Below are 22,439 nucleotides of genomic sequence, written 5' to 3'. Positions count from 1 at the left end.
GCCGCCATGCTCCTGCGCCGCATCACCGAACACGTAAAGGCCCAGAACTGGACGGCAGTGGCGATCGACTTCGTCATCGTCGTCGTCGGCGTCTTCATCGGTATTCAGGTGGCGAATTGGAATGAGGCGCGTCGCCTTAACCAGACTACACAGACCTATTACGATCGCCTAATTGACGATCTGCGCGCTGAACAGAAAATGCAGGCCGAACTCGCCGGGTATTATGATCAGGTCAAACGTCACGGCGTCGCGACATTGGCGAGACTGGAAGCGGGGGAGCTACAGGCCAGCGAGACGTTCTTTATTGACGCCTACCAAGCGTCTCAAATTCGTTATTACACAGCACAAAGAGCAACGTATAACGAACTGCTTGGCGCCGGAATTGCGAGCGCCATTCCTGACGCCGAGCTGCGCAGCCTGTTGGCGACGTATTACCTCACGTTAGGAAACGCAGAGCGCCTTCATGAAGAGACGACGCCCTATCGTTCGAATCTTCGGATTTATATGCCGTACCGGTTGCAGGCGCTCATACGTGAAAAATGCAAGGAGAAATTCATTTTGCAGGAAGATGGCTCCCTGGTTGTCGATCTGACGGATGAGTGTAGCTTGAATGCGGACCCGGCGTTGTTGCAAAAATCATTATTGGCGCTGCAGGATTATGACGCAATGGAACGTGAGCTTGGGCGCCATTTGAGTAATATCGATATCAAAATTATCTCGTTGCAGATCTACCAAAAGTCGACGGAAAGTATTCTTGAGGCCTTGCTTGCGGAGCGCGAGAAATGATCCTCCGCCGCATTGCATCCGCCTTGAAGCGCCAGGACTGGGCCACCGTCCTTATTGAGTTTGTACTCGTTATTCTCGGGGTGCTTATCGCCTTGCAGGTCAATAACTGGAACGAGGAACGCCAGGCCCGCAGCGAAGAGCGTCGCATTCTTGAGCGGCTGCATGAAGAGCTGATATCAGTTCAGGCGACACGCAGCCGGATAACCGACGCGGAACACGAAAATTTGCGACGCCTTTACACGGCCCGAAAAGTGCTTTTCGAAAAGATTGACCGGCAAACCCTGACTTCCGCGGAATGCACGTCATTGGGCAATTCCGATTGGCCTTTTGTGCAGAGAATCAGCGTTCCCATTATTGAAGAATTATTGGCGACGGGCCGCCTCAATCTCATCACCAATGACGATATTTTAACTGCTATAAGCGCGCTTTTAGAGCGCCAGTCGATCACGGACAGCCTGCTCGACGACTTAAGACCGCTCCGGCATGAATTATCAACGGAGTTCCCTGCACTCATTACTTACGCCATCGTACCCATCGACGACCCTTTGGATGAAGATGGATTTGACGTTGTCTACACTTGCGATGTTGCGGGCATGAAGGAAGACAGCGCATTTCTCAATGCCGTCGGTGAAAACATAACCACTTTCGTCGATTCATTCGGGAGCGGATATCTACGCTCACGACAGGTATTCGCGGACCTTCACGACGCCGTCGATGCAAGCCTCAATGTGACCCATGAGGACGAGCAATGATCCTCCGACGCATCACTGAACACGTCAAGGCGCAGAACTGGACGGCGGTTGCGCTCGATTTTTTAATCGTCGTGGTCGGCGTGTTTATCGGGGTGCAGATCGGCAACTGGAACGCCTCGCGTCAACAACATCAAATCTATGAGGAAGCGTTCGACCGGACAATTGTCGAGCTGCAAACCAATCTCGAATCGCTGGAGTCGACTCGAGAAACAGTTGAAACAAGTCTTCCCCTCGTTCAGCAGGCGATCGAGGATCTGCGCGCTTGTCGCGCGGGTGACGAAGCCCACGCCAATGTGCAGGCCGCCTTTGCCCCGACAGGCGTATTGGTCAGCTTTGCTCTGGACACAAAAGCCCTCGACCAATTGATCAATAATGACAATTTTCTGCCCTTCCAGACGCCGGACACCCGAAAACGCCTGATGGCGTTGTCGACAAGGCTCAATACGTTGCAACAAAAGTCCATGAGCATGAATGAACGCACCGCCATGACGGCGAAAGATGTCTCTCACATCGTACAGCCTGGTCCGCTGGTGATGGAAGGCCCGGATCAGATTGTTGACGCGCTGCGACAAGGCGTTATCGGAAGCCCGGAAATGGTTCGGAAAAGCACGCTAATGGCGCCGCTGGCGCAAGTCTGTGAAGACGAGGCGTTGCGCAATAGATTCTACGCTTGGGAAGACGAAGCCTATTATCATTCGGTGATGGCGGCGTTGGCGATAGAACGCATCCGCGAAAACCTTGAAGCGTTTGGGCGCCCAGTAAAGGCGACCGGCGATGTGACGGAAGAAACGCAATGATCCTGCGCCGCGTCATCGAACACGTAAAGACACAGAACTGGACGGCGGTGGCGCTCGATTTTGTCATCGTCGTCGTCGGCGTTTTTATCGGTATTCAGGTGAGTAACTGGAATGCGGCCCGTGCGGATCAAGAGGTTTTTGACCGGCAACTGATCGCAGTTCGCGTGGAGATGAATGATAATTTGGATCGCTTCACCAATTCTCGCGCTCGCGCTGAACAGCAATTCGAGGATATCGCGCAACTGCGTGAAATTCTCGCTGATCAATCAATCGATGCGGAAACCTCAAGGATAGATAACCTGTTATGGCAATCGGTTCGCGTGATGGGTATTTATCCAAAACGCAATGCGCTCGATGTGGTGCTTGCGTCGGACTATCTTTCCCTGCCGAAGCATAAGGAAATTGCCGACGCGTTCGAACAATGGGATGGAACGCTTGCTGAACTCCGCCGGGAGCAAAGCGACGAGTTGAATTTCCGGGATGGATTTCAAAACCCTTACTTTTCGACGCAATTGTCATCCGCGGCGATTTTCCGGCAAAGCGATGAAACACTTTCCCTTATCGCGCCGCCAAGATTTGGCAACTCGCGTGAGGTGTTAGCGAACGATCCAGTACTTGAAAATATTCTTGTCGCCCGTCAGCTCACCGCAAAACAGGACATAAACAACGTAACCGGCCTGATCGATGTGACAGAAACGATCATTCGGCTTGTTGATGGGAGAAAAGAAAACTAATGATCCTCCGCCGCGTCATTGAGCACGTGAAAACCCAGAACTGGACCGCCGTCGCGCTCGATTTCGTCATTGTCGTCGTCGGCGTGTTCATCGGTATTCAGGTGGCGAACTGGAATGATGCGCAGGCTGAAAACCGCCGATCCCTTCAGTCTCTTGAAGAGCTGCGCTCCGATTATGAAGATATTTCGGTGGTCACAAACGAGCTTGTCGGATTTTATGAGGGCGTTATCGGCGATCTGCAGATTGTGGTCTCATCTCTCCATTCCGGCGAATTCAATGACGAAGCGAGAGGGGCGGTGATGAGGGCGCTCAGTTATGGGGACGTCTTTGGCGATCCGCCGCCGCCCTCCGGCACATTCCGCGACCTGCAAAGCGCCGGCGAACTACGCCTCATTACCGACAAGGCGCTGCGTCTTCGTCTGCTTGAATACGACCAGAGTCTGGAGACGATCAACCTGTCGAACGCCGCAATCACCGATATGATGACGCCTTTCGTGCCGGCGTTTCGGCGTCATTCCCGTCTTTCGACCCGCTACCAACTGCCGGACGACGATGACTTCAACTTTATTGACGCCGAGCTTCCCGCGGTTGTCGACGCCGATTACGCAGCGCTTTTGTCTGATCCCGACTTTCGCACCGCTTCGGAGCAATATCTGCGGTTGCAGGTGGGAAGATACTTCAATGCAAAGGTGGCGCAGAGCAAAGTCCGGCAGATCCAGGCGATGATCGACAGCAACCTTGCGGAGGCCCGATAATGCTCCTGCGCCGTATCACCGAACACGTAAAGACGCAGAACTGGACCGCCGTCGCGCTCGATTTCGTCATTGTCGTCGTCGGCGTCTTCATCGGCCTGCAAGGTCAAAACTGGGTCGACGAAAACAACCGCCGCATTGGCGAACAGCGCTATCTTGAGCGTCTGCACGGCGAAATCGTTCAGTTGACGCAAGACCGAAGACGTTACCTCGAGCAGCGCCGCGCCAACAACGCCGCGCTTTACAGCGCCATGGCGACGTTCTTCGAAAAAGGCGAAACGCGCGCGTTGACGATCGGCGAATGCGTCGCGGTGGCCGAGTCGCATATCTATTCCAACGCCACCGCGGAATTGCCGACGCTGACCGAACTGTTTTCCACCGGGCGACTGGATACGCTGTCGTCGGCGGCCGTCCGTGAGGCGGCGCTTCGGTTCGCGCAAAGCGCAGAACGCGCTGAAGACCTGATCAGCGCGACCAATAGCGGTGTGCTGCCGATACCGAGAAAATATCCGGATCTCATCGTCGTATCGGTCGAGCCGCGTACGGATAACCCCGGACGGACGAAAACAGTCTATGATTGCCGGACGACGGCCATGAGGGCGAGCGTCGCTTTTTTGAACGACGCAGCGGATAATCAGGACAGGTACCAGGCTTATGTCCTGGGCGCAGTCGAGCCCGTCTCGGCCGGCCTTGCCAACCTTCATGCGGCCGTCGACGAACAATTGGATCTGCAACACGACATAACGGAGTCTGACTGATGCTCCTCCGCCGCATCACAGAGCACGTCAAAACGCAGAACTGGACAGCGGTGGCGCTCGATTTCGTCATTGTCGTTGTGGGCGTCTTCATCGGTATTCAGGTGGCGAACTGGAATGCGGCGCGTGAACAGCGCACGCAGGAGGCGGTGTATCTGCAACGGCTGGCGCAGGATTTCGCTCTTATTACGGAGAATCTTGAGACTGGGCTGACGGCGTCACGCGCCAGCGTCGAGGCGGGACAGGTTTTGCTGGATTATATCGAAGCTTCCGGGGCGGGCGTCAGCGAACCGATGAAACAGGACGCCGCCGCCGCCATTGGCCGGATTGGCGCGAGCGCCGCGCCCGCCGGGCCGTCCGCGACCTTTGTGGAAATGGTGTCGACCGGCAATCTCAGCATCATCCGCGCTGAAGCGCTGCGCGATGCGCTGTTCGAATATGACCTCGCCGTTTCCAGCAATCGCGAAAGCTGGCGCGTCCTGCGCCAGAATGTCGTTGACGAGCAGCGCACGGTCTTCAGCTATTTCGAAGGCGAATTTAATACCGACACTGAAGAAATATCGATGCAGGTCGTCGGTTTCGATGAGGCGGGCTTTCTGTCGGACCCGCGCATTCCGCCGGCAATCGGAATCATTGCGGGGATTTCCGTCAATGAAAATCAGCTCTTGCGCCGCCAACTGGAACTGGCCCGCCAGGTCCGCGACCATCTAGAAGAAAGAGATTAGCGATGCTTCTCCGCCGCGTCACCGAACACGTCAAGGCGCAGAACTGGTTCGCCGTCTTCCTCGACTTCGTCATTGTCGTCGTCGGCGTTTTCATCGGTATTCAGGTGGCGAACTGGAATGATGCGCGCTTGCAGCGCCATACTGAACGAGAGTTTCTTGTTCAGCTTCGCAATGAAATCGCCGAGAGCGTTCGCGTTCTTGAGTTTCAATCGCGCTATGTAAACGAGGTCGTCGCCAGCGGGCGGCGCGGTCTCGCTTTTCTAAATGGCGGCGATGATTGCGTCAGCCAGTGTGAGGCGCTTCTCGTTGATTTCTTTCATGCCTCACAGGTCTGGGGCACGCCTTACGATTATACCAAATATCAGGAAGCTAAGCGCATTGGCTTTCCGTCGAGTCCAGTCGTTTCGACGAAAGTGCAGGAGTTTTATTCCTATTTAAACGGATGGGACACTGTGAACGGCGCGGCGCCGCCCTACAGAGAGCGCATACGGAGCTATTTCACGCCGGAGGCCGCCGAACATTTATGGACCGGCTGCATGCGTTTGCCCGGCTCTGTCATTGAAGAACTGACCCGCGACTGTATCGACGACCTTAAGGCGCTGGACGTAAAAGCCATGTTGCAGGACATTCGCGCCGATCCGGCATTGGCGCGGGAGCTACAATTCTGGCTGGGCCAGAACATCTTCGCTCTGACCGGCTATCCGGACATGATCCGCTACGCTGAAGCCGCAAACACGGCCATCGCCGAGGAAATCGGACTCGCGCCATGATCCCGCGCCGCATCACCGAACACGTCAAAGCGCAGAACTGGACAGCGGTGGCGTTTCGGTTTCCTTACTGTCGTTTGCGCTATCGGAAAGTTCCGCACAGCTTTAGATTCGGGAGAACGTGATGTTCAAAATCGTCTGCGCCGCACTCATGGGCTGCGTTGTCGCTAGTTGCGCCAATGAAGACGGCGCGTCGGCGCGCAATTCTCCTTACGCATTTGAGGACGGCGCGCTTTTTCCCGCTGACCGGTCGCTGACTCACGCCGAGGACGGCGTCGTCCTTTCCGGCGGGCGCGTGCTTGTGGGCGACTGGGATCATGGGCTCGTGGTGCTGGCGCCGGACGGAACGAAGCGCGCCTTCGGCGATTTCGCCGCCGCCGGCTTCAAAACGAAGCCTGCGCCTGACTGGAACAGCCCTAACGGCGTTTCCTGGGAACCGGACGGGCGCCACGTGCTCATCGCGGACATCACCTCCGGGCACATTTACCGGGCGGACGTTTCGACGGAAACCGTTACACGCATTTACGATCATCCCTTCGGCGTCAATAACCTCGTCCGTGATCCCTCCGGCGCCGTCTGGTTTACGCAATCGACCGAAAACGCCGCGGGCGAAGGGTCCGAAGCGCGCATGTTCGCCGCCGCCGACCGTCCGTTAACGGACGGCGCCGTCTATCGCATCGCGCCGGATGACATGCACGGGGGCGAGCCGGCGGCCGAACGCGTTGTCGGCGATCTCGCTTTCGCCAACGGGATTGCGTTCGACGCCGATCGCAACCGCCTTTATGTGGCGGAGCTTATGGCGAACCGCGTCCTCAGCTTCGATGTGGACGCTCAAACCGGCGCCCTCAGCAATCGCCGTACGCTGATTGACGTGACGACGCCCGACAATATCGAACTCGACGAAAACGGCGATCTCTGGATCGCATCCCCGCTGGCCAACGCCGTCTTCATCGTCAATCCGGAAACGACCGCCATGCGCACCTTCTTCGAGCCGACGCCGGCAGCGAGCCGCAAACTCGTGGCGGAAATGGAGCGGCGGCGAGAAAAAGGCGAAGGCGTTCTCGATCTTGTGGGCCCCGGCGCATTTGGTCCCATGCCCGGCCTGTTGACCGGCGTCATCCTCTCGCCGGAGGGCGGGCCGGTCTATATCAGCGGGCTCGGCGACGCGCTCGTCAAGATTGACAGAGAGTGAACGCTGACATGCTCCTCCGCCGCATCACCGAACACGTCAAAGCCCAGAACTGGACCGCCGTCGCGCTCGACTTTGTCATTGTCGTCGTCGGCGTCTTCATCGGTATTCAGGTCGCCAACTGGAACGACGCGCGCGCCGAGCGGCAGGATGAAGCCGCTATCCTGGAACGCTTTCATGACGAGACGGTCGCGGCGATCGAAGACCGTAAGCTGCACGAGGCGGCGACCGAGACTCAGATGTACAGAATGTATGAATTGCGCAAGATGTTGCTGGGCGTCGTCCCGCCGCGTCCGGTGACGCAAGTAGAATGCACCGCTCTCGCCCATTCGAATTACCTGCCCTTCGCGACGGGCGCCATCCCCGTGCTTGATGAATTGATCGCCACGGGAAGATTTGGGCGGATCTCCGATCCGGACGTCCGCCAGTCTGCGGGCGCTTTGATGCGCCTGCGCGATGAAATAAGGAGCGTCGTTGACGTCATTTCGAACAGCGCCCTCGATCTGCCTTTCGAATTCCCGGATTTGATGCGCGTCGGCATCGAGCCAACTGATGCTCCCGACGACATCGACGGTTTTGTCCCCGTCGCGTCCTGCGACGGCGAGGCGATGCGCGCCAATCAAAAGTTTCTCAACGGGTTCGGCGCCAATGTCGACAATTACAATGTCTATTATCTCGCCAGTTTTATTGAGCTCACTCCCTCTTATGATGCGCTTCACCGTTCGATTGACCAAGCTCTTGGGATGACGCATGACGCCGGCGAAGAAGGAGAAGAGTGATGCTCCTGCGCCGTATCACAGAGCACGTAAAGGCGCAGAACTGGTTCGCGGTTTTCCTCGACTTCGTCATTGTCGTCGTTGGCGTGTTCATCGGTATTCAGGTCTCGAACTGGAACGACGCGCGCGCCCTGCGCGAACGGGAACAAGTCTATCTCGAACAACTGCTGATCGACCTTGAAAGCGACCGCGCAACGGGCGCGCGCGGCGTCGCGTCAGCCAATATGATCGACGAAGCGGCGGAAGATTTGCTCGCGGTTCTTGAAGGCGCCGTCGGCGCTGAGAAAATCAGCGACGGCGAACTGATGAGAATTGTGCCGTCTGCAGGCTACGCCTATCTGCCGCAAGGCAACCCGACGACCTATAATGAAATGATCAGCACCGGCGCCCTCGGCCTTCTAGAAAGAGTCGAGCTGAAGCGGGCGTTTGGCGAATATTACGGACGGCTTTCCGCCGGGCGCCAATGGGACAGCCTTATGCGCGAGGAACAGTTCGCCTATCGCGCGGCGATCCGCGGATTGCTGACGCGCGAACAATTCGCCTGGGCGCGCGCGCATGCGGCGCTGGCGCCCGAAGCGTTGCCGCCGCCGCCGGCGTTCGACCGCGCCGCATTCCTGGAAGAAGCGCGCAGCCGTCCCGAAATCGTCGATTCCCTGCGCTCCATGGGCGCCGTGCAGCAGCGCTTGCGAGACGACTCACGCGACATGGCCGCCCGGGCCGAAGCGCTTGCGGCGCTGGTAAAAGCGGAGATCGAATAACAATGCTCCTACGCCGCATCACCCAACACGTCAAAGCGCAGAACTGGACCGCCGTCGCGCTCGACTTCGTCATTGTCGTCGTCGGCGTCTTCATCGGCATACAGGTCTCGAACTGGAACGATGTGCGCCAGGGACGGCTCAGTGAAACGCAATATCTTGATCGCTTCGCAGATGAGATTGAATTGACGATCGCACATATTCGCGAAGAACGCGCATTCGCTAAAAGTTCTATCCAGGCGATCGAGGATTTTACGACCCAGTTATATAGCAGCGGGGTGTCGGGCGAAGACCTCGTCGCGGCGACGAATGGCTATCTCACAACGGGCGCGTTCTTTGCGAATTTCAGGCCCAATCGAACAACCTTTGATGACCTCATCACTACCGGAAACTTCGACATCATCGCAGATGAAGCGATCCGCACTGGCCTCATAAAGCTGCACGCGCGCTATGACTCGGCGCTATACATCATCGAAAGCAACATATCGTGGGTGCAACAGGGCGAAGACCGAATTTATTATGGTTTCGATGCCTTTCGTTACGATGTGCGAACGCAGAAATTGTTCGAAGATAGAACGCAGGAAAGCCTCGCCGAAGATATCCGCGATAACCGGGAGCTTCTCCGCCGGCATGCTTCGTTTCACTACTGGTTAAAGGACAGGTCTATCGAGTTGTATGACGAGGTCGAACCACAGGCGCAGGACGTCCTTGACCTGATCAACGCAGAACTGGAGAAACGCTGATGCTCCTCCGCCGCATCTCAGAGCACGTCAAAGCGCAGAACTGGACGGCGGTCGCGCTCGACTTTGTCATCGTCGTCGTCGGCGTCTTCATCGGTATTCAAGTCGCCAACTGGAATGAGGCAAGAGCCTTCAGGGCGCAGGAAAACGCGTATCTCGCACAACTGCGCGATGAAATCAGGTCCAACACCGCGATGATCGACTATCAGGCGCGGTTTGTGAAACGCGTGGTCGAAAGCAGTTTGAAAACCCTGTCCTTTATCGAGCGCGAGCAGGATTGCACCGACGCCTGCGCGTTAGCGCTGATTAACGCCTTCCATGCGTCGCAAGTGTGGGGCACAGGATACGCCACATCGAAATATCAGGAAATGAGCCGGCTCGGGCTGCCGTCAGATGAAGATGTGCGATCCAAGGTTGATGCTTTTTACAACTTCATCGACGGCTGGGATGTGGTCAACGCTACGCCGCCGGAATATCGCGAGCGCGTGCGCAGCGCCTTTTCCCCCCAGGAATCAGCGATATTGTGGAAACGATGTTATCGCATCACGAGCGGCACGTTTGAGGAACTCACAACCGACTGCGCAGAAGACCTCCAAGCGCTGGACATTTCGCCGACCTTACGCCGCATGCGCGACGATGCGGAGATCGCCGGCATGCTGCGTTTCTGGGCAGGACAGAATGAATATGCGCTTCAATTCTATCCCGACATGCTCGGGCACGCGGAAACGGCGATGAACGCAATCGATCAAGCCCTGGAGAAACGCTGATGCTCCTGCGCCGCATTCGCCGAACACGGACACATCCTGGAACCGAACCGCACTCGCGGGCGCCGTTACACTCATCCATACAAATAACTTTGAAAGAGAAACAATTATGAATCGCCTGATCGATCTCAAATCCGCTTTGTGCATTCTGGCCGCCTTCTCTGTTGTTTCCTGCTCCAATGCTGAGGAACAGGCTGCGCCGGCGGAAGACGAAAATGTCCTCGGCTACGCAACCGGTAATCCCGCTGACTGGCCCGCCGAACTCGATGCGGTCGCCGCCGCGCCGGACAATCATAAAATTCTGCTGGAAAACGACGCCGTCCGGGTGCTGGAAGTCACCGTAACGCCGGAAGAAGTCGAGCCCTTGCATTCGCATCGCTGGCCCAGCGTTCTTTACATTCAGGAGGCCGGTCACTTCACCGATAACGATGCTGACGGCAATACGATTTTCGACACGCGCGAACTGGATACGCCGCTGACTTTCCCCCTTACCATGTGGAAAGAACCCGAAGCGCCGCACTCTGTCGTCAACCTCAGCGATGACGTCCCGATCAGGTTGATCCGGGTCGAGATCAAGAACTAGCGCGACGATGCTCCTCCGCCGCATCACCGAGCACGTCAAGGCCCAGAACTGGACCGCGGTCGCGCTCGATTTCGTCATTGTCGTTGTCGGCGTTTTTATCGGTATTCAGGTCGCAAACTGGAATGATGAGCGTGCGGAGCAACGGCTTGGCAACGTTTACACTACCCGTCTTATCGTTGACCTTGAACAAGATCTCGCAGACGCGCGGTCACTTTTCGGGTACTATGCTCATGTACTCGACAGCGTGGTTGAAACGGATCGCTTTCTGTCCAGTCCCGAAGCTGACGCGAAGATGCTCGTCGTCGCGGCCTATCGCGCGAGCGAGTTCAACAATAATCCGCCAAACAGCGCCACATGGGACGAAATTGTCTCATCAGGACATATCGGCCTCCTGCCCGGCGTCGCCATCGAAAGCGGGCTTTCAGAATATTACAAGTTTCAGGATTCGAATGATGACGTGAACACACGACTGATCGACTCGCCCTACAGGCTGGCTGTGCGGTCGCTTATTCCCCTGCCCCTCCAGCTCGCCATCAGAGAGGGATGCAGCGACGTTCTGGACGACCTTAACGTCGCGAGAGATTTTATGTCTGAATGCGTGCTCAATATCGACGCGTCTATGATCAATAACGCGGCGCAGTCGCTGCGGTCTTCAACGATGATCCGCGAAAGCCTCAGGCATCAATATTCCATGGTCGCCTCTGTGCAGATCAACAACAGGGGCAACATTGTCTTGCTTGAACGGGTGCTTGGCGCGTTCAGCGCAAAGGAAACCGAATAATGCTCCTCCGCCGCATTACCGAACACGTCAAAGCGCAGAACTGGACGGCGGTCGCGCTCGATTTTATCATCGTCGTCGTCGGCGTGTTCATCGGTATTCAGGTGGCGAACTGGAACGACGCGCGGCGCGAGCGCGCAAGCGAAGCGACCTATCTGAAGTCGCTGCAAACAGATATCGCGGTATCGACCAGGCTGCTCAATGAGCACGTCGCGCATATCGGCGATCGCCAGCAGGCGCTCGCCATCCTCGCCAACGCCGGCAAAGACGCAATTGCGCGCCGCGCCTTTGACGATCTGGTGCGCGTCGGCCTTTATGAACTTCAATTTCTCAATGTTCAGCGCAACACCTATCAGGCGCTGGAGAACGCCGGGCGCATCGGCGTCCTGCAGGATTTGACGCTGCAGCAATCCCTGGTGGATCAGAGCGTTCAGATTGCGGCGATCCGCGAATATGAAGCGGACATGGCGCGGTTTCAGCATCGCTGGGTCGATGAATTTCTGCTCACTGATTATCATATCGCCAATATGGTCGACTTTGAAGCGGCGGGCGCAAAGCCGCGCCGTGACGATGCGACAGATTATCCGGCGCTCATGGACGAGAAGCGCATACGGAATCTGTCCGCGTTTCTTTACGACATACTCGATGAACAGCGCGCTCATGCGGAAACGTTGCGCGAGGCCTATGCGGCGTCCGCAGTGCAAACAAGATCGAGGCTGGAAACATTGGGCGAGAACGAATGATTCTTCCCGGTCCTGACCAGTTTAACGGTCTTTACGCCGCCGCAGCTTCATCGGAAATCTTGCGCGAGCGCAGGCGGGCGCGCAAATAAGTCACCGGCGTGAAGAGCGTGCGCAGAACTGCCAGCACAAACGCGAAGCCGTAAAGCCTGACGCCTGCGAGGAAAACATCGCCGTCCGTTGACGCTGAGACGAGGTCTTCGGTCATGATGGCGCCGGTGATCGGTTTCAGATTGTCCGGCCCCAGAAAAAACAGAAAATACCCGATAGACCCGGCGACGCCCTGACGGATAAAGGCTTCTATCGCTTCAATGGCGGTGAAATCGCCGAACAGATTTTCCTGGGCGGCTTGCGGCGCCGCCGCATAGCTCGCCCCCAGCGCCGCGAAAATCGCGATGAACAAAAACACGCGCGCGGTATAGGCGCCGGACATGAGCGCCATGGTCTGCCCCGGGCGCAGGCGGCCGATCAGCCGGGCCTTTTTCCGGTCAGCTTCATTCACGTCGGGTACGAGGTCCGGGAATGTCGTATTCAGGATGGTGATGATCTTGGCGATGATGTCCGCCAGTACGATGGCGATCATCAGCAAAAACAGGATGGAGGGGATGCTACGCTCGGCGAGCAGGATGTTTATGGTTTCCGACGTTCCCAAAAACGCCGCCACGGCGATAATCGCCATGGCGAGGAGCGAGCCCTCTATCGTCCGGCGAATAATTTTTACAATTTCCAGCATTCAACACCCCACGCTTGAACTTTTTACCATGCGCGCATTGTGCGCAACGCGCTTTTTTACGTCTGCTTTGCGGCGCGCCACCCACGCGCCCATCGCGCGCCCTCCGCGCCTATTTCATCAGTGTGCGCCTGACCGTATAAAACAGCGTGATCAGCACCACATAGCCGAGATAAAGCACGGCGAGATATTTCCAGTAATCGCCCTCGAGGATCGGCGGCAGGTTCGGCGCCGTATCGTTGACGATCGCCGGCAGGAGAAAATCGGCGATGGCGTGCACGATGCTGGCGCTGACAGCGACCACGAAAACGCGGCTCCAGTAAGCCATTTTCGATGTGGCGTATAAGGCGATGATGAGCCCCTGCAGAGCGTTGATTTGCTCGTACCCCTCGCGCGCCCAGTCCAGCAATTCGGCAAAAAACGCAGATAGTTGCTCCATCTCCCCCGACCCCTCGTATGTCTTGCGGGCCCGGCGCCGTCCCCCGGCGCTGCTCACCGCACCCCGTTAACCATGCTATTGTTGGCCCGAATAGCGTCATGAGGCAACAAGGGGCGCTGAAATTTACGCGGGCGTCCGGTTTTTCACCTTACCCTATTGTCATTGAAGCCCCGCCCTCTCGCCGCGTTGACGCCATTTTTGCGGGCGACGAGGGGCACTATGGCGCGCCGGGCCGGTGCGGCCTATAAGGCGGCGCAATATCTGCGCAGTATCTGCAAGTTGAGTGACTATGGGCGACGAAAACAAGAACAGGGATGACAAACCGGCCTTCGACCCAAGCGGGCTGCGCGCTGTGGCGCTCGGCGTCTGGAAAGATTTAAAGCGCGGCGCGGGCGCGGTGCGCGATGATATCAGCGGCTTTATCAAAAAACGCAAAAAGAAAGCACGCGACCCCTACGCCGAGGAAACGAAATACCCGAAACGGCCCGGCGATGGTTTCGCATGGCGCAGACTATACGGCTCGATCGCGCTGGCTCTCGTCTCCGCCGGGCTTGTCGGCGGCGCCGCCGCGCTCGGCTTTGCATTTATTTATATGGCCCCGCGCGTTCCGGCGGACGCCGATCTGTGGAACGTCAACCGGCAGGCTGCGATCATCGTGCTTGACCGCAATGGCGCGGAAATCGCCGCGCGCGGCGCCAAATATGGCGAGCATGTGGATCCCGGCGAATTGCCAGACCATCTCATCAAGGCCATTCTGTCTACGGAGGACCGGCGGTTCTTCGATCATTTCGGCGTCGATCTGCGCGGCACGCTGCGCGCCGTCATGACCAACGCCAAGCTTGGCGGCATCTCCGAGGGCGGCTCGACCATCACTCAGCAGCTGGCGAAGAACCTTTTCCTGTCGCCGGAGCAGACCTATGAGCGCAAGGCGCGCGAGGCGCTGCTCGCCCTTTGGCTGGAAGGCCATTACACGAAAGACGAAATTCTGTCGCTTTATCTCAACCGGATTTATTTCGGCGCCGGCGCCTACGGCGTTGAATCAGCGGCGCAGACCTATTTCGGCAAATCGGCGCGCGACGTGACGCTCGCCGAAGCGGCGATGCTGGCGGGGCTGCCGAAAGCGCCCTCCACCTATGCGCCGACGCAAAACCCGCAAGGCGCGCAGCGCCGGGCCAACGCCGTTCTCGACAATCTGCTGGAGATCGGCGCCGTCGAACCGTTCGAGGCGCGCGAGGCGCGGCTGCAGCCGCCGGTTATCATGAACCAGAATGTGGACAGCGACCTCGGTTACTTCTTCGACTATGCGGCGGCGAAAGCCAAAGCCATGGCGCCGAACGTACCCGGCGATCTTATTGTCACGACGACGGTGGACCAGAAGCTGCAGCGCGACGCGGAAGCCGCGGTGAAGGCCGCGCTCGACGTCGATGCGCGCATCAAGGGCGCGGATCAGGCGGCGCTCGTCGCCTATGACGCCAACGGCGCCATGCGCGCCATGGTGGGCGGCAGAAGCTATAAGGAAAGCCAGTTCAACCGCGCCGCGCAATCAAAACGCCAGCCGGGCTCCGCCTTCAAACCGTTCGTATACGTCGCCGCCATGGAAGCGGGCTTTACGCCGAATTCGCGATTTGTGGATCAGCCCATCGACATCGCCGGGTGGAAGCCGACCAATTACACCGAAGGGTTCGCCGGCCCGGTGCGGCTTTCAGAAGCGCTGGCGAAATCCATCAACACGGTCGCCGTGCAGGTGACCGAACGCGTCGGGCGCGGCAAGGTGGCCGAAGCGGCGCAACGGCTTGGCATTCATTCGGACATCCAGCCGCACCGCTCGATCGCGCTCGGCGCCGTGGACGTCACGCTGGAAGAGTTGACCGGCGCCTATATTCCGTTCGCCAATGAAGGTCTCGCGCCCGAACCTTACGCCATCGAAAAGATCGAAACCCGCGACGGCGAGATTTTATTTCAGCATGAAGACCGCGCGCCGGGCCGGGTGATGAGCGAGGACGTGGCCAAGAAAATGAACCACCTTCTCTATCAGGTGATGCTGTCCGGCACGGGCCGGCGCGCCTATCTCGGCCGGCGTCAGTCCGCCGGCAAGACCGGCACCACCAATGACTGGCGCGATGCGTGGTTTGTCGGTTACACGCCGCAGCTTGTGGCCGGGGTCTGGGTCGGCAACGACGCCTACACGCCCATGGAAAAGGTGACCGGCGGCTCCATTCCCGCGGCGATCTGGAAAGAATTCATGCTGTCGGCGCATCAGGGCCTGCAGATCGCGGAAATGGACGGCGCTTATCCGGCGGCGACTTATGCGTCCGAACCGGTGCTGCTCAATTTTTACGACCAGGTGGCGCGCGGCTTTTCGCGCGTGCGCCGCGACGGCGACGAACGCCGGGGCCGGCGCATCAGGCGGTAGGTTTTTAATCCCCTTCGGCGATTTCTTCGCGCATTGTGCGCACCATCGGCAGGGCGTAGCCGTAGCGCACGTCGATCGCCATCGCTTTTTCGAAATTCTCTATCGCCGCCTGTTTCTCCTCAAGCGCGCGATAGGCGTGCGCCAGATTATTGTAGACTTCGGGCGACCACGGATAGTGTTCCGCATTCAGCTGAAATACGGCGAGCGCCTGTTCGTAATTCTTGTCATTCAAAAACAAATCCTCGCCGATATCGCTCAGGATCGCCTCTTCGAAAATATACCGGCCGGCTTCGTTTGACTTGATATCAAGATAGGTCTCACGCAGCGCCGCCGCCCCGCCCTCGCGAAGGGCGCCTTTCAAGACAGCGCGTAAATCATCCGTTTCCGGATCATATTGTATGGCGGCGTCCAGCACCGGGTCGCGCCCGGCGCGGATATCCGCCGCGCTCGGCCACACCGCCAGATGCGGGGCGAAGGCGGGACGGTGCTCGCGCGAGTCCGTCGTGGCGGCGATAGAAAAGCGAAACTCAAGCTGCGTGCGCGGCAGGCGAAACCGGCCGAGCTCTGCAAAATGAGCGGGCCGTCCCGCGCCGGCCATCCCGACGATTATCGGCGCCATCCAGTTTTCGAAAGCTTCCGTATGCAGTGATGCCGCAGAGAAGGTCATGGGGCTGGTCAGAATATAAAGATCCCCGCGTTCGCCGAACCGGCCCGTTGCAATCAGGGCGGGCAAGACCTGCTTCGTGTTGTTGTAACTGCCGCCTGCGTTCCAGCGCATATCGACAATCATGCGCTCGATCGACGGATCGTTTTCGATTTCCGTAACCATCTCATCGATGAAATTGCGGAAATCTTCAGCATTGCGCTCGTCATCCCTGCCCGTGTCAGCGCTGTTAAACTGAAAATACATCGCGCGCCCATTGTCGAGACGGTCGCGCAGCCACGGATTGTTGCGATCGCGCAGCCAGCGCGGCGCCGGATCACCGCCGGCCACGACAAATCTGGTGTCTGCGACGCGGCCCATAGTCTCGAATTTTGACATTGGCTGAAGCTGCACGCGCGTGCGTCGGCCATTTTTCCGTATAGTGATGACATGCGCGTCCTGCGCGCTGTCGACAACGCCGGCCCCTTCCAACAGCGCGGGCGCGCGGGCCAGCGCCGCGACGCCCTTGGGCAAGGCGGCGTCCGTATCGCGCGAATAAAGCGGCGCCATGGCGGCGGCGATTTCCTCCATGGCGACGCCGCCGATCTCCATGACTTCGGCGCCGAGAATAACTTCATAATCCGGATGCGCAGCGATCAAGGCCATGCCGTCACTGACCGGAAAAAGTTCGACGGGCAGGATCGGCAAATCGAGCTGGCCGTCAAAAGCCGGCATGTGCCCGGTGTGGCCCTCTTTCAGACCGGCGCCGATGCGCGCCAGCGCGACGATGAATTCATTGAATGTAATGTCGCCGGCGCGCGCAGCGAGCGCATCGAGCTCAGTATCGAATTCGGCTTCGCTCAGATTATCAAACGGCGCCACGTGACGCTGTTTTAAATTTTCGCGGAGGAACTGAATATCGGCGCGGTAATCTTCGGCGGAGAATTCAGGCGCTGCTCCAGCCGGCCCCGCGGACAGGACAGCGATTGCAATAACAATACGCAAAGAAATAAACCGAAACATGTAACGCTCCCGTCGACCGTGGCGAAACCTTATCGTGCGGCGCAGGCGGGTCCAAACAATTCGTCGCGTATATCCTTCGTTTCACCGCGCTGAGGGCCGGGGTTTGTTTGCAGAGGCGTATGTCAGTTTCTCAGTCTGCAGCGGCCTCACGCCGCGCGCGCAACAACGCCGCGCCGCAGAGCGCCGCGTCCAGCCCCGCCAGCCAGGGCGCGGCCTTCGCCGCCCAGACATGCGCAAGCTCTAAGGGATCGTGAATGACCGGGACTTTTCCCGTGGGCGTCGGGATGACGAACAGGTCGAAAACCTTAAGGTCCGAGCCGTATGTCCACACGACAATGGGACCCGTGACGATCAGAAAGATAATGACGGCGGCGAGCGCCCAAAGGACGAATTTACCGAAGCGTTCGAGTGCGCCGCGTTGCGCATACGCCGCGCGCGCCGCGCGCCATCGCAGGACGAGATACCCCATGATGAGCGGCGCCGTCACAACGCCCCAGCCCACGTGAGACCAGATGGCGGCGATGATCGCTTCGCGCCCCGCCTCGCCCGCAATCGCGGCGCCGATCGCTTCGCCGTTCAGATAGAGCCAGATGGTGAGGGCTGCGCCCGAGGCGGCGGCCAGCAAGGACGCCGGGTTTTTATTGCTGCTTGTCATTCAGGCGGCTTTCCTGGTGGAAAGCGCGTCTATCTGCTCGGCGAGCCAGCGATGATGCGCTTCCAGTTTTGCGATGAAATCGGTTTCGCGCGGCGCGGCGGCGAGCGTTTCTTCAATCCACATACGGATGATTTTTTCCTGCAGGGTCAACCAGGAATAAAGCGATCGGTCTTCGCCGCGGGTTCGGTTCATGCTTTTCTCCAGTTTGCGGTTTAAAATCCCTGCCGCCAGCTCACGGCGATCTTGTAATTGCGGCCCGGCTGACTGACGCCCGCGGCGACGACCTCGTAGTCTGCGTCCGTCACATTATCGACGCCGAGATCGACGCGCAGCCCTTTCAGCCCAGCAATTGACGGCTCCCATACGGCGTAAATATCGCCCACCGCATAGCCCTCTCGGGCGTTGACCGGATCGTTGACTTTGGTGAAATCGTCGGCGACGAGCACGCGCGCGCCGAGGCGCAGATCGGCCTCCGGCCATTTTACCCCGCCGTCGACAAAATAAGTGTCCGGCGTCAGCACGCCGACAAAATCGCCCATATCCGTATCGCGGCCGTCAATGGTGGAGAAATTGCCGCGCAGATAGAAGTATGTCGAATCATACTGCGCCTCAAGCTCCACGCCGTCGAGCGCCGCATTGGTGACATTGACGTTGCGCGAGAAATTGCCGAACGCCTGGCCGGAGCCGCAAGGCGGCGCGCCCGGAAACAGCATGTCCGGCGTCAAAAAACAGGTGAAGGGAATGTTCACTTCCAGGTCGATGAGGTTGGTTACGTCGGACTCGTAATAGGAGCCCTTGGCGGTGAAACTGTCGCCGTTGAAAAAGATATTCTCGAAATCAACGCCGGCGCCGACTTCCCATGTTTCGGATTGCTCCGGCACGAGGTCCGGGTTCGGTACGAAGAAATTCGTGACAAAGGCCGGCGGCCCAAAGGGGCCGAACGGTCCCGGTACGGAAAGGTTCGGAATCTGGAAATGCACATTGTCGGCGTAGATCTCGTTGAAGGACGGCGCGCGAAACGCTTCGGCCCAGTTGCCGAAGACGATCAGTTCCGGAACCGGCTTCCACGAAGCGCCGATTTTCGGCGAAACGGCGTCGTCTTTTGTTGAGGGATCGCCCGGCGCGTCATTTTCGAACCGGTCCCAGCGCACGCCGGGGATAAGGGTGAAGACGCCGAACGATCCTTCAAGCGCAAGCTCCCCTTGCGCGAAGGCGCCGTAGAACCGGCTTGTGGCGTCGGGAACGCCGCCGCGCGTGCCGTCCGCCGTCATGTTATCGCGGCCGATCTGGTCGTCGCGGTAATACTCGCCGCCATAAGTCAATGTGAGCGACGCGGGACCAAGCGCAAATGTGGAGCGGTTATCGAGCGCGACGCCGAGCGTCTCCACTTCGCGCGAGACGATGCGGGTCGTGTCCAGTTCGTCTTCAGTAACAACATTGCGGGTGAAATAGCCCACGAGATTGGCGTCGATCAGCGTGCTGGAGGCGGGGTTGAAGTTCAACGTCCCCTGGAACGTGTTAGAATCGATGTCGCGCTGAACTTCGCCATTGCCGGGCCCGCCAATATTATTCCCTTGCGGATTATTCGGATCGATGGAATCGCCGCCATAGCGCATCCACTGCGCGGAAAACGTGACATCGTCGCTGGGGCGCGCCGTCGCCTTGATCAGCGTGGAAAGGATCTGATCATCCGCCGGGAGAGAGAGCCCGCTGCCAAGATCGATATCGCCGGAATCGCGCAAGGTGAAGTTCGTAACGAGATCGAGTTTTTCATCGCTGCTGCGCCAGACGCCGGTTCCGGAAATCCGGAGCTCGTCATTGACGCTCTGAAATCCGCTGGACGCCTTGACGCCGGCAGTCTCGCCCTCTTCGAGCAGGTCGTCCGCCGTAATTGTGCGCAAGGCGATGACGCCGCCGAGCGCGCCGGAGCCGTAAAGCGCCGATGTCGGTCCGCGCACAACTTCCACCGCGCGCACAAGGTCAGGGTCGATGAAAAACCGGCCGTCGTGGCCGGAAAGGAAACTCTGACGCGCGCCGTCAAACAACACCAGAACGCCCTCGCCCGACAGGCCGCGAATGTCTGGCGTGTCGCCGGTGCGGCGCGGCCCACTGGAAAAGTTGGCGCCCGGTACAGCGTCAAAGATGTCGGAGATGGTCGACGGATTGAAATCATCGATCACGTCTTTCTCGATGACGGTGACCTGCCCCGGATAATCGAAAGCGGGAATTGGATTGCGCGTGGCGTAAACCGTAATCCCGTCGAGCTGCGCCTCGTCCGCAAATGCGATGTCGTAAGGCTCGCCGCCGGCCGGCGCGCCATCATTCTCGCCGGGTTGCTGCGCCGCCGCCGCGTTCAACAGCGCCGCCGCGCCTGCGCCCATCAAAAAAAACTGTTTCACTGCGCCCCTCTTGGATCCTGTTTGTAATTGCAAATCATTCTCAATTGCTGTTACCTATCATCGTAAATACGCGATTGCAACTTAGAATCATTCGCAGTATTGAAAAAATGACATCGCCTTGAACATCAGGAAAGCGGCCGGGCCGCTTTCCGGCGCCGGCTTTCATGGCGGCGACAAGACCGACCAACCAACGGGGTATATCCATGCTGAAGACAACAACGATTTTCACCGCGCTTGCGGCCCTCGCCATGGCGGGGTGCGCGACAGCGCCGACAAACCAGACGAGCGCCGCCGCGCCGGCGGCGCAAACGGCGCCCGCAAACGCCGCGCGCCAGACGGCGGCGCAATTCGAATCCGACCGCAAGGCAATCCTCGCCATGGCCGGCGATTACAAGGTCACGTTCGATTTCATCGAGACCGTGTCATTCGATGAAGATTATGCGCTGAAGGACAGGAAACTTTCCGGCGGGCATGAAATTGTCCGCGTGATCGCCGACGAGGGCGATTTCATCAGTCTGCAGCATATTCTGGTTGTCGGCGGCGAAGACAAGTTTCCCGTCAAGCACTGGCGCCAGGACTGGGCCTATGAGCCGGAAAGCGTTCTCGTCTTTGTGGGCGGCAATACCTGGGAGAAGCGCCCCGTCGCCGCTGAAGACGCCAGGGGCCAGTGGAGCCAGGTCGTCTACCAGGTGGATGATGCGCCGCGCTATGGCGCGCTCGGGCGCTGGACGCATCAGGACGGCGTTTCCGAATGGACGCCGCCTGCGGAATGGCGCCCCCTGCCGCGCCGCGACGCCACAACGCGCGACGACTATCACGCCGTGGACGCCGTCAACCGCCACACCATCACGCCGGACGGGTGGGTGCACGAACAGGATAACACCAAACTCGTATTGACGGACGGCGTTCCGCGCGCGCTGGCGCGCGAAATCGGCGTCAACACCTACACGCATTTTGACGATTTCGATGTGGCGGTCGGTGATGATTACTGGACAGAGACACAAGACTTCTGGGCCGCGGTGCGCGATGAATGGACCCGTATTGAAAACCAGAACGCTGAATTCGGGCTGACCATACAGGGCGAACCGGAAGATCTTTATATGAAAGTGCTGGATCTCGCCGGCGCGGTGAAAGACGGTGAAAAAACAAGCAGCGAAGCGGCGGGAGAAGCGCGCGCGGTGATCGCGCAATACACGACAACAACGCCCGACGCGCTGGCGACGCGCGTCGCATCGACCCCGGCGCTGGGTGCGCAGTAACGCCGGCATATGGCGACAAAATTGAAAAAGCGGCGGCGGTTGCAATCGCCGCCGCTTTTCCCGTTTCTAACGCCGAGTTAATGGGCGCGCGGCAATTCGCCTGAAATTCGACGTTATTTGAACCATTGGCGGTCATATCTGTTGGCTATGTTAACAACACAGCAAAAACAGAAAGGCGTTCTGTCGTGCCGCCCAACGCAAAAGTCATCGTCAAAGAAACCGTTTTTTACAAATGCGGCGATTCCTGCGAGCGGGCGCCAGCCGGTCGATACAGGCTTGAGCGCCGCAGCGACTGCATCGGCTTTTGCAAGCGCTCAGGCGCCAGCGCCTTCACCCTGTCGCTGGATTCATTCATACAGCATTTAAACGAAGGCCGCATCGCGCTGGTGTAAGCGTCCGAGACGTTTCAGGGTATGCCCATGCAGCTGCAATAGATCAAGCGATCGTTGCACGGATCAGTGGAGCCAAGCCCGGCGGAGCCGTAA

General features: G+C 58.6%; 25 protein-coding genes. 19 read left to right on the top strand and 6 right to left on the bottom strand.

Annotated features, from left to right (window positions below):
- Positions 1-6 precede the first annotated feature (6 nt).
- From ACQK2Q_RS17725 to ACQK2Q_RS17650, 16 genes are all read left to right on the top strand, one after another.
- On the top strand, positions 7-786 hold the full coding sequence (locus tag ACQK2Q_RS17725) for a hypothetical protein (RefSeq protein WP_425411077.1): 780 nt from the start codon (positions 7-9) through the stop codon (positions 784-786).
- Positions 783-1,538, top strand: coding sequence for a hypothetical protein (locus tag ACQK2Q_RS17720; RefSeq protein ID WP_425411076.1), 756 nt, complete (start codon positions 783-785; stop codon positions 1,536-1,538). Before ACQK2Q_RS17725 ends, ACQK2Q_RS17720 begins: the two co-directional genes overlap by 4 nt.
- On the top strand, positions 1,535-2,335 hold the full coding sequence (locus ACQK2Q_RS17715; protein ID WP_425411075.1) for a hypothetical protein: 801 nt from the start codon (positions 1,535-1,537) through the stop codon (positions 2,333-2,335). Before ACQK2Q_RS17720 ends, ACQK2Q_RS17715 begins: the two co-directional genes overlap by 4 nt.
- Positions 2,332-3,069, top strand: coding sequence for a hypothetical protein (locus tag ACQK2Q_RS17710; protein ID WP_425411074.1), 738 nt, complete (start codon positions 2,332-2,334; stop codon positions 3,067-3,069). The genes ACQK2Q_RS17715 and ACQK2Q_RS17710 overlap by 4 nt, the downstream gene beginning before the upstream one ends.
- Positions 3,069-3,824, top strand: coding sequence for a hypothetical protein (locus ACQK2Q_RS17705; RefSeq protein WP_425411073.1), 756 nt, complete (start codon positions 3,069-3,071; stop codon positions 3,822-3,824). Before ACQK2Q_RS17710 ends, ACQK2Q_RS17705 begins: the two co-directional genes overlap by 1 nt.
- Entirely contained in the window at positions 3,824-4,579 is a 756-nt protein-coding gene (locus ACQK2Q_RS17700; RefSeq protein WP_425411072.1) for a hypothetical protein, read from the top strand. The genes ACQK2Q_RS17705 and ACQK2Q_RS17700 overlap by 1 nt, the downstream gene beginning before the upstream one ends.
- Positions 4,579-5,301, top strand: a complete 723-nt coding sequence (locus tag ACQK2Q_RS17695; RefSeq protein ID WP_425411071.1) for a hypothetical protein — start codon at positions 4,579-4,581, stop codon at positions 5,299-5,301. Before ACQK2Q_RS17700 ends, ACQK2Q_RS17695 begins: the two co-directional genes overlap by 1 nt.
- 2 nt (positions 5,302-5,303) lie before the next feature.
- Positions 5,304-6,071, top strand: coding sequence for a hypothetical protein (locus tag ACQK2Q_RS17690; protein ID WP_425411070.1), 768 nt, complete (start codon positions 5,304-5,306; stop codon positions 6,069-6,071).
- A gap of 121 nt (positions 6,072-6,192) precedes the next feature.
- Positions 6,193-7,260, top strand: a complete 1,068-nt coding sequence (locus ACQK2Q_RS17685; RefSeq protein ID WP_425411069.1) for an SMP-30/gluconolactonase/LRE family protein — start codon at positions 6,193-6,195, stop codon at positions 7,258-7,260.
- 8 nt (positions 7,261-7,268) lie between these two features.
- Positions 7,269-8,036, top strand: a complete 768-nt coding sequence (locus ACQK2Q_RS17680) for a hypothetical protein (protein ID WP_425411068.1) — start codon at positions 7,269-7,271, stop codon at positions 8,034-8,036.
- Complete coding sequence (locus ACQK2Q_RS17675; RefSeq protein WP_425411067.1) at positions 8,036-8,791, top strand: DUF6090 family protein; 756 nt, start codon at positions 8,036-8,038, stop codon at positions 8,789-8,791. Before ACQK2Q_RS17680 ends, ACQK2Q_RS17675 begins: the two co-directional genes overlap by 1 nt.
- A 2-nt stretch (positions 8,792-8,793) precedes the next feature.
- Positions 8,794-9,531, top strand: coding sequence for a hypothetical protein (locus ACQK2Q_RS17670; RefSeq protein ID WP_425411066.1), 738 nt, complete (start codon positions 8,794-8,796; stop codon positions 9,529-9,531).
- The gene (locus ACQK2Q_RS17665; RefSeq protein WP_425411065.1) at positions 9,531-10,295 is read left to right on the top strand and encodes a hypothetical protein; all 765 of its coding nucleotides are present in this window, start codon (positions 9,531-9,533) and stop codon (positions 10,293-10,295) included. Before ACQK2Q_RS17670 ends, ACQK2Q_RS17665 begins: the two co-directional genes overlap by 1 nt.
- 106 nt (positions 10,296-10,401) lie before the next feature.
- Positions 10,402-10,875: a hypothetical protein gene (locus ACQK2Q_RS17660; RefSeq protein ID WP_425411064.1), complete on the top strand. Its 474-nt coding sequence runs from the start codon at positions 10,402-10,404 to the stop codon at positions 10,873-10,875.
- Positions 10,876-10,882: 7 nt separating this feature from the next.
- On the top strand, positions 10,883-11,656 hold the full coding sequence (locus tag ACQK2Q_RS17655; RefSeq protein ID WP_425411063.1) for a DUF6090 family protein: 774 nt from the start codon (positions 10,883-10,885) through the stop codon (positions 11,654-11,656).
- The gene (locus tag ACQK2Q_RS17650) at positions 11,656-12,396 is read left to right on the top strand and encodes a hypothetical protein (protein ID WP_425411062.1); all 741 of its coding nucleotides are present in this window, start codon (positions 11,656-11,658) and stop codon (positions 12,394-12,396) included. The genes ACQK2Q_RS17655 and ACQK2Q_RS17650 overlap by 1 nt, the downstream gene beginning before the upstream one ends.
- A 31-nt stretch (positions 12,397-12,427) precedes the next feature.
- Here ACQK2Q_RS17650 and ACQK2Q_RS17645 read toward each other — a convergent pair whose 3' ends face one another.
- Together ACQK2Q_RS17645 and ACQK2Q_RS17640 are read right to left on the bottom strand one after the other, a co-directional pair.
- Positions 12,428-13,126, bottom strand: coding sequence for a hypothetical protein (locus ACQK2Q_RS17645; RefSeq protein ID WP_425411061.1), 699 nt, complete (start codon positions 13,124-13,126; stop codon positions 12,428-12,430).
- 109 nt (positions 13,127-13,235) lie between these two features.
- Positions 13,236-13,562: a hypothetical protein gene (locus tag ACQK2Q_RS17640; protein ID WP_425411060.1), complete on the bottom strand. Its 327-nt coding sequence runs from the start codon at positions 13,560-13,562 to the stop codon at positions 13,236-13,238.
- Between the two features lie 289 nt (positions 13,563-13,851).
- Between ACQK2Q_RS17640 and ACQK2Q_RS17635 the strand changes: the two genes are divergently transcribed.
- The gene (locus ACQK2Q_RS17635) at positions 13,852-15,975 is read left to right on the top strand and encodes a transglycosylase domain-containing protein (RefSeq protein WP_425411059.1); all 2,124 of its coding nucleotides are present in this window, start codon (positions 13,852-13,854) and stop codon (positions 15,973-15,975) included.
- A 4-nt stretch (positions 15,976-15,979) separates the two neighbouring features.
- Here the strand turns inward: ACQK2Q_RS17635 and ACQK2Q_RS17630 are convergent, their stop codons facing one another.
- From ACQK2Q_RS17630 to ACQK2Q_RS17615, 4 genes are all read right to left on the bottom strand, one after another.
- Positions 15,980-17,641, bottom strand: coding sequence for a tetratricopeptide repeat protein (locus ACQK2Q_RS17630; protein ID WP_425411058.1), 1,662 nt, complete (start codon positions 17,639-17,641; stop codon positions 15,980-15,982).
- 130 nt (positions 17,642-17,771) lie between these two features.
- Positions 17,772-18,296 (bottom strand): hypothetical protein, encoded by a 525-nt coding sequence (locus ACQK2Q_RS17625; protein ID WP_425411057.1) that lies wholly within the window; start codon positions 18,294-18,296, stop codon positions 17,772-17,774.
- Complete coding sequence (locus ACQK2Q_RS17620) at positions 18,297-18,488, bottom strand: hypothetical protein (protein WP_425411056.1); 192 nt, start codon at positions 18,486-18,488, stop codon at positions 18,297-18,299. It lies immediately after the preceding gene.
- 20 nt (positions 18,489-18,508) lie between these two features.
- Positions 18,509-20,695: a TonB-dependent receptor domain-containing protein gene (locus ACQK2Q_RS17615; protein WP_425411055.1), complete on the bottom strand. Its 2,187-nt coding sequence runs from the start codon at positions 20,693-20,695 to the stop codon at positions 18,509-18,511.
- Between the two features lie 203 nt (positions 20,696-20,898).
- On the opposite strand from ACQK2Q_RS17615, the gene ACQK2Q_RS17610 reads away from it, so the two are divergent.
- Together ACQK2Q_RS17610 and ACQK2Q_RS17605 are read left to right on the top strand one after the other, a co-directional pair.
- Positions 20,899-21,954, top strand: a complete 1,056-nt coding sequence (locus ACQK2Q_RS17610) for a DUF6607 family protein (RefSeq protein WP_425411054.1) — start codon at positions 20,899-20,901, stop codon at positions 21,952-21,954.
- A 185-nt stretch (positions 21,955-22,139) separates the two neighbouring features.
- Positions 22,140-22,346 carry a hypothetical protein gene (locus ACQK2Q_RS17605; protein ID WP_425411053.1) on the top strand — a complete coding sequence of 69 codons (207 nt, stop codon included), beginning with the start codon at positions 22,140-22,142 and terminating at the stop codon, positions 22,344-22,346.
- The last annotated feature ends 93 nt before the right edge of the window (positions 22,347-22,439 follow it).

The sequence above is a fragment of the Hyphococcus sp. genome, assembly GCF_965228385.1.
In the GTDB taxonomy this organism is placed as follows: domain Bacteria; phylum Pseudomonadota; class Alphaproteobacteria; order Caulobacterales; family Parvularculaceae; genus Hyphococcus.
This window is presented reverse-complemented; position numbering and strand designations above follow the sequence as displayed.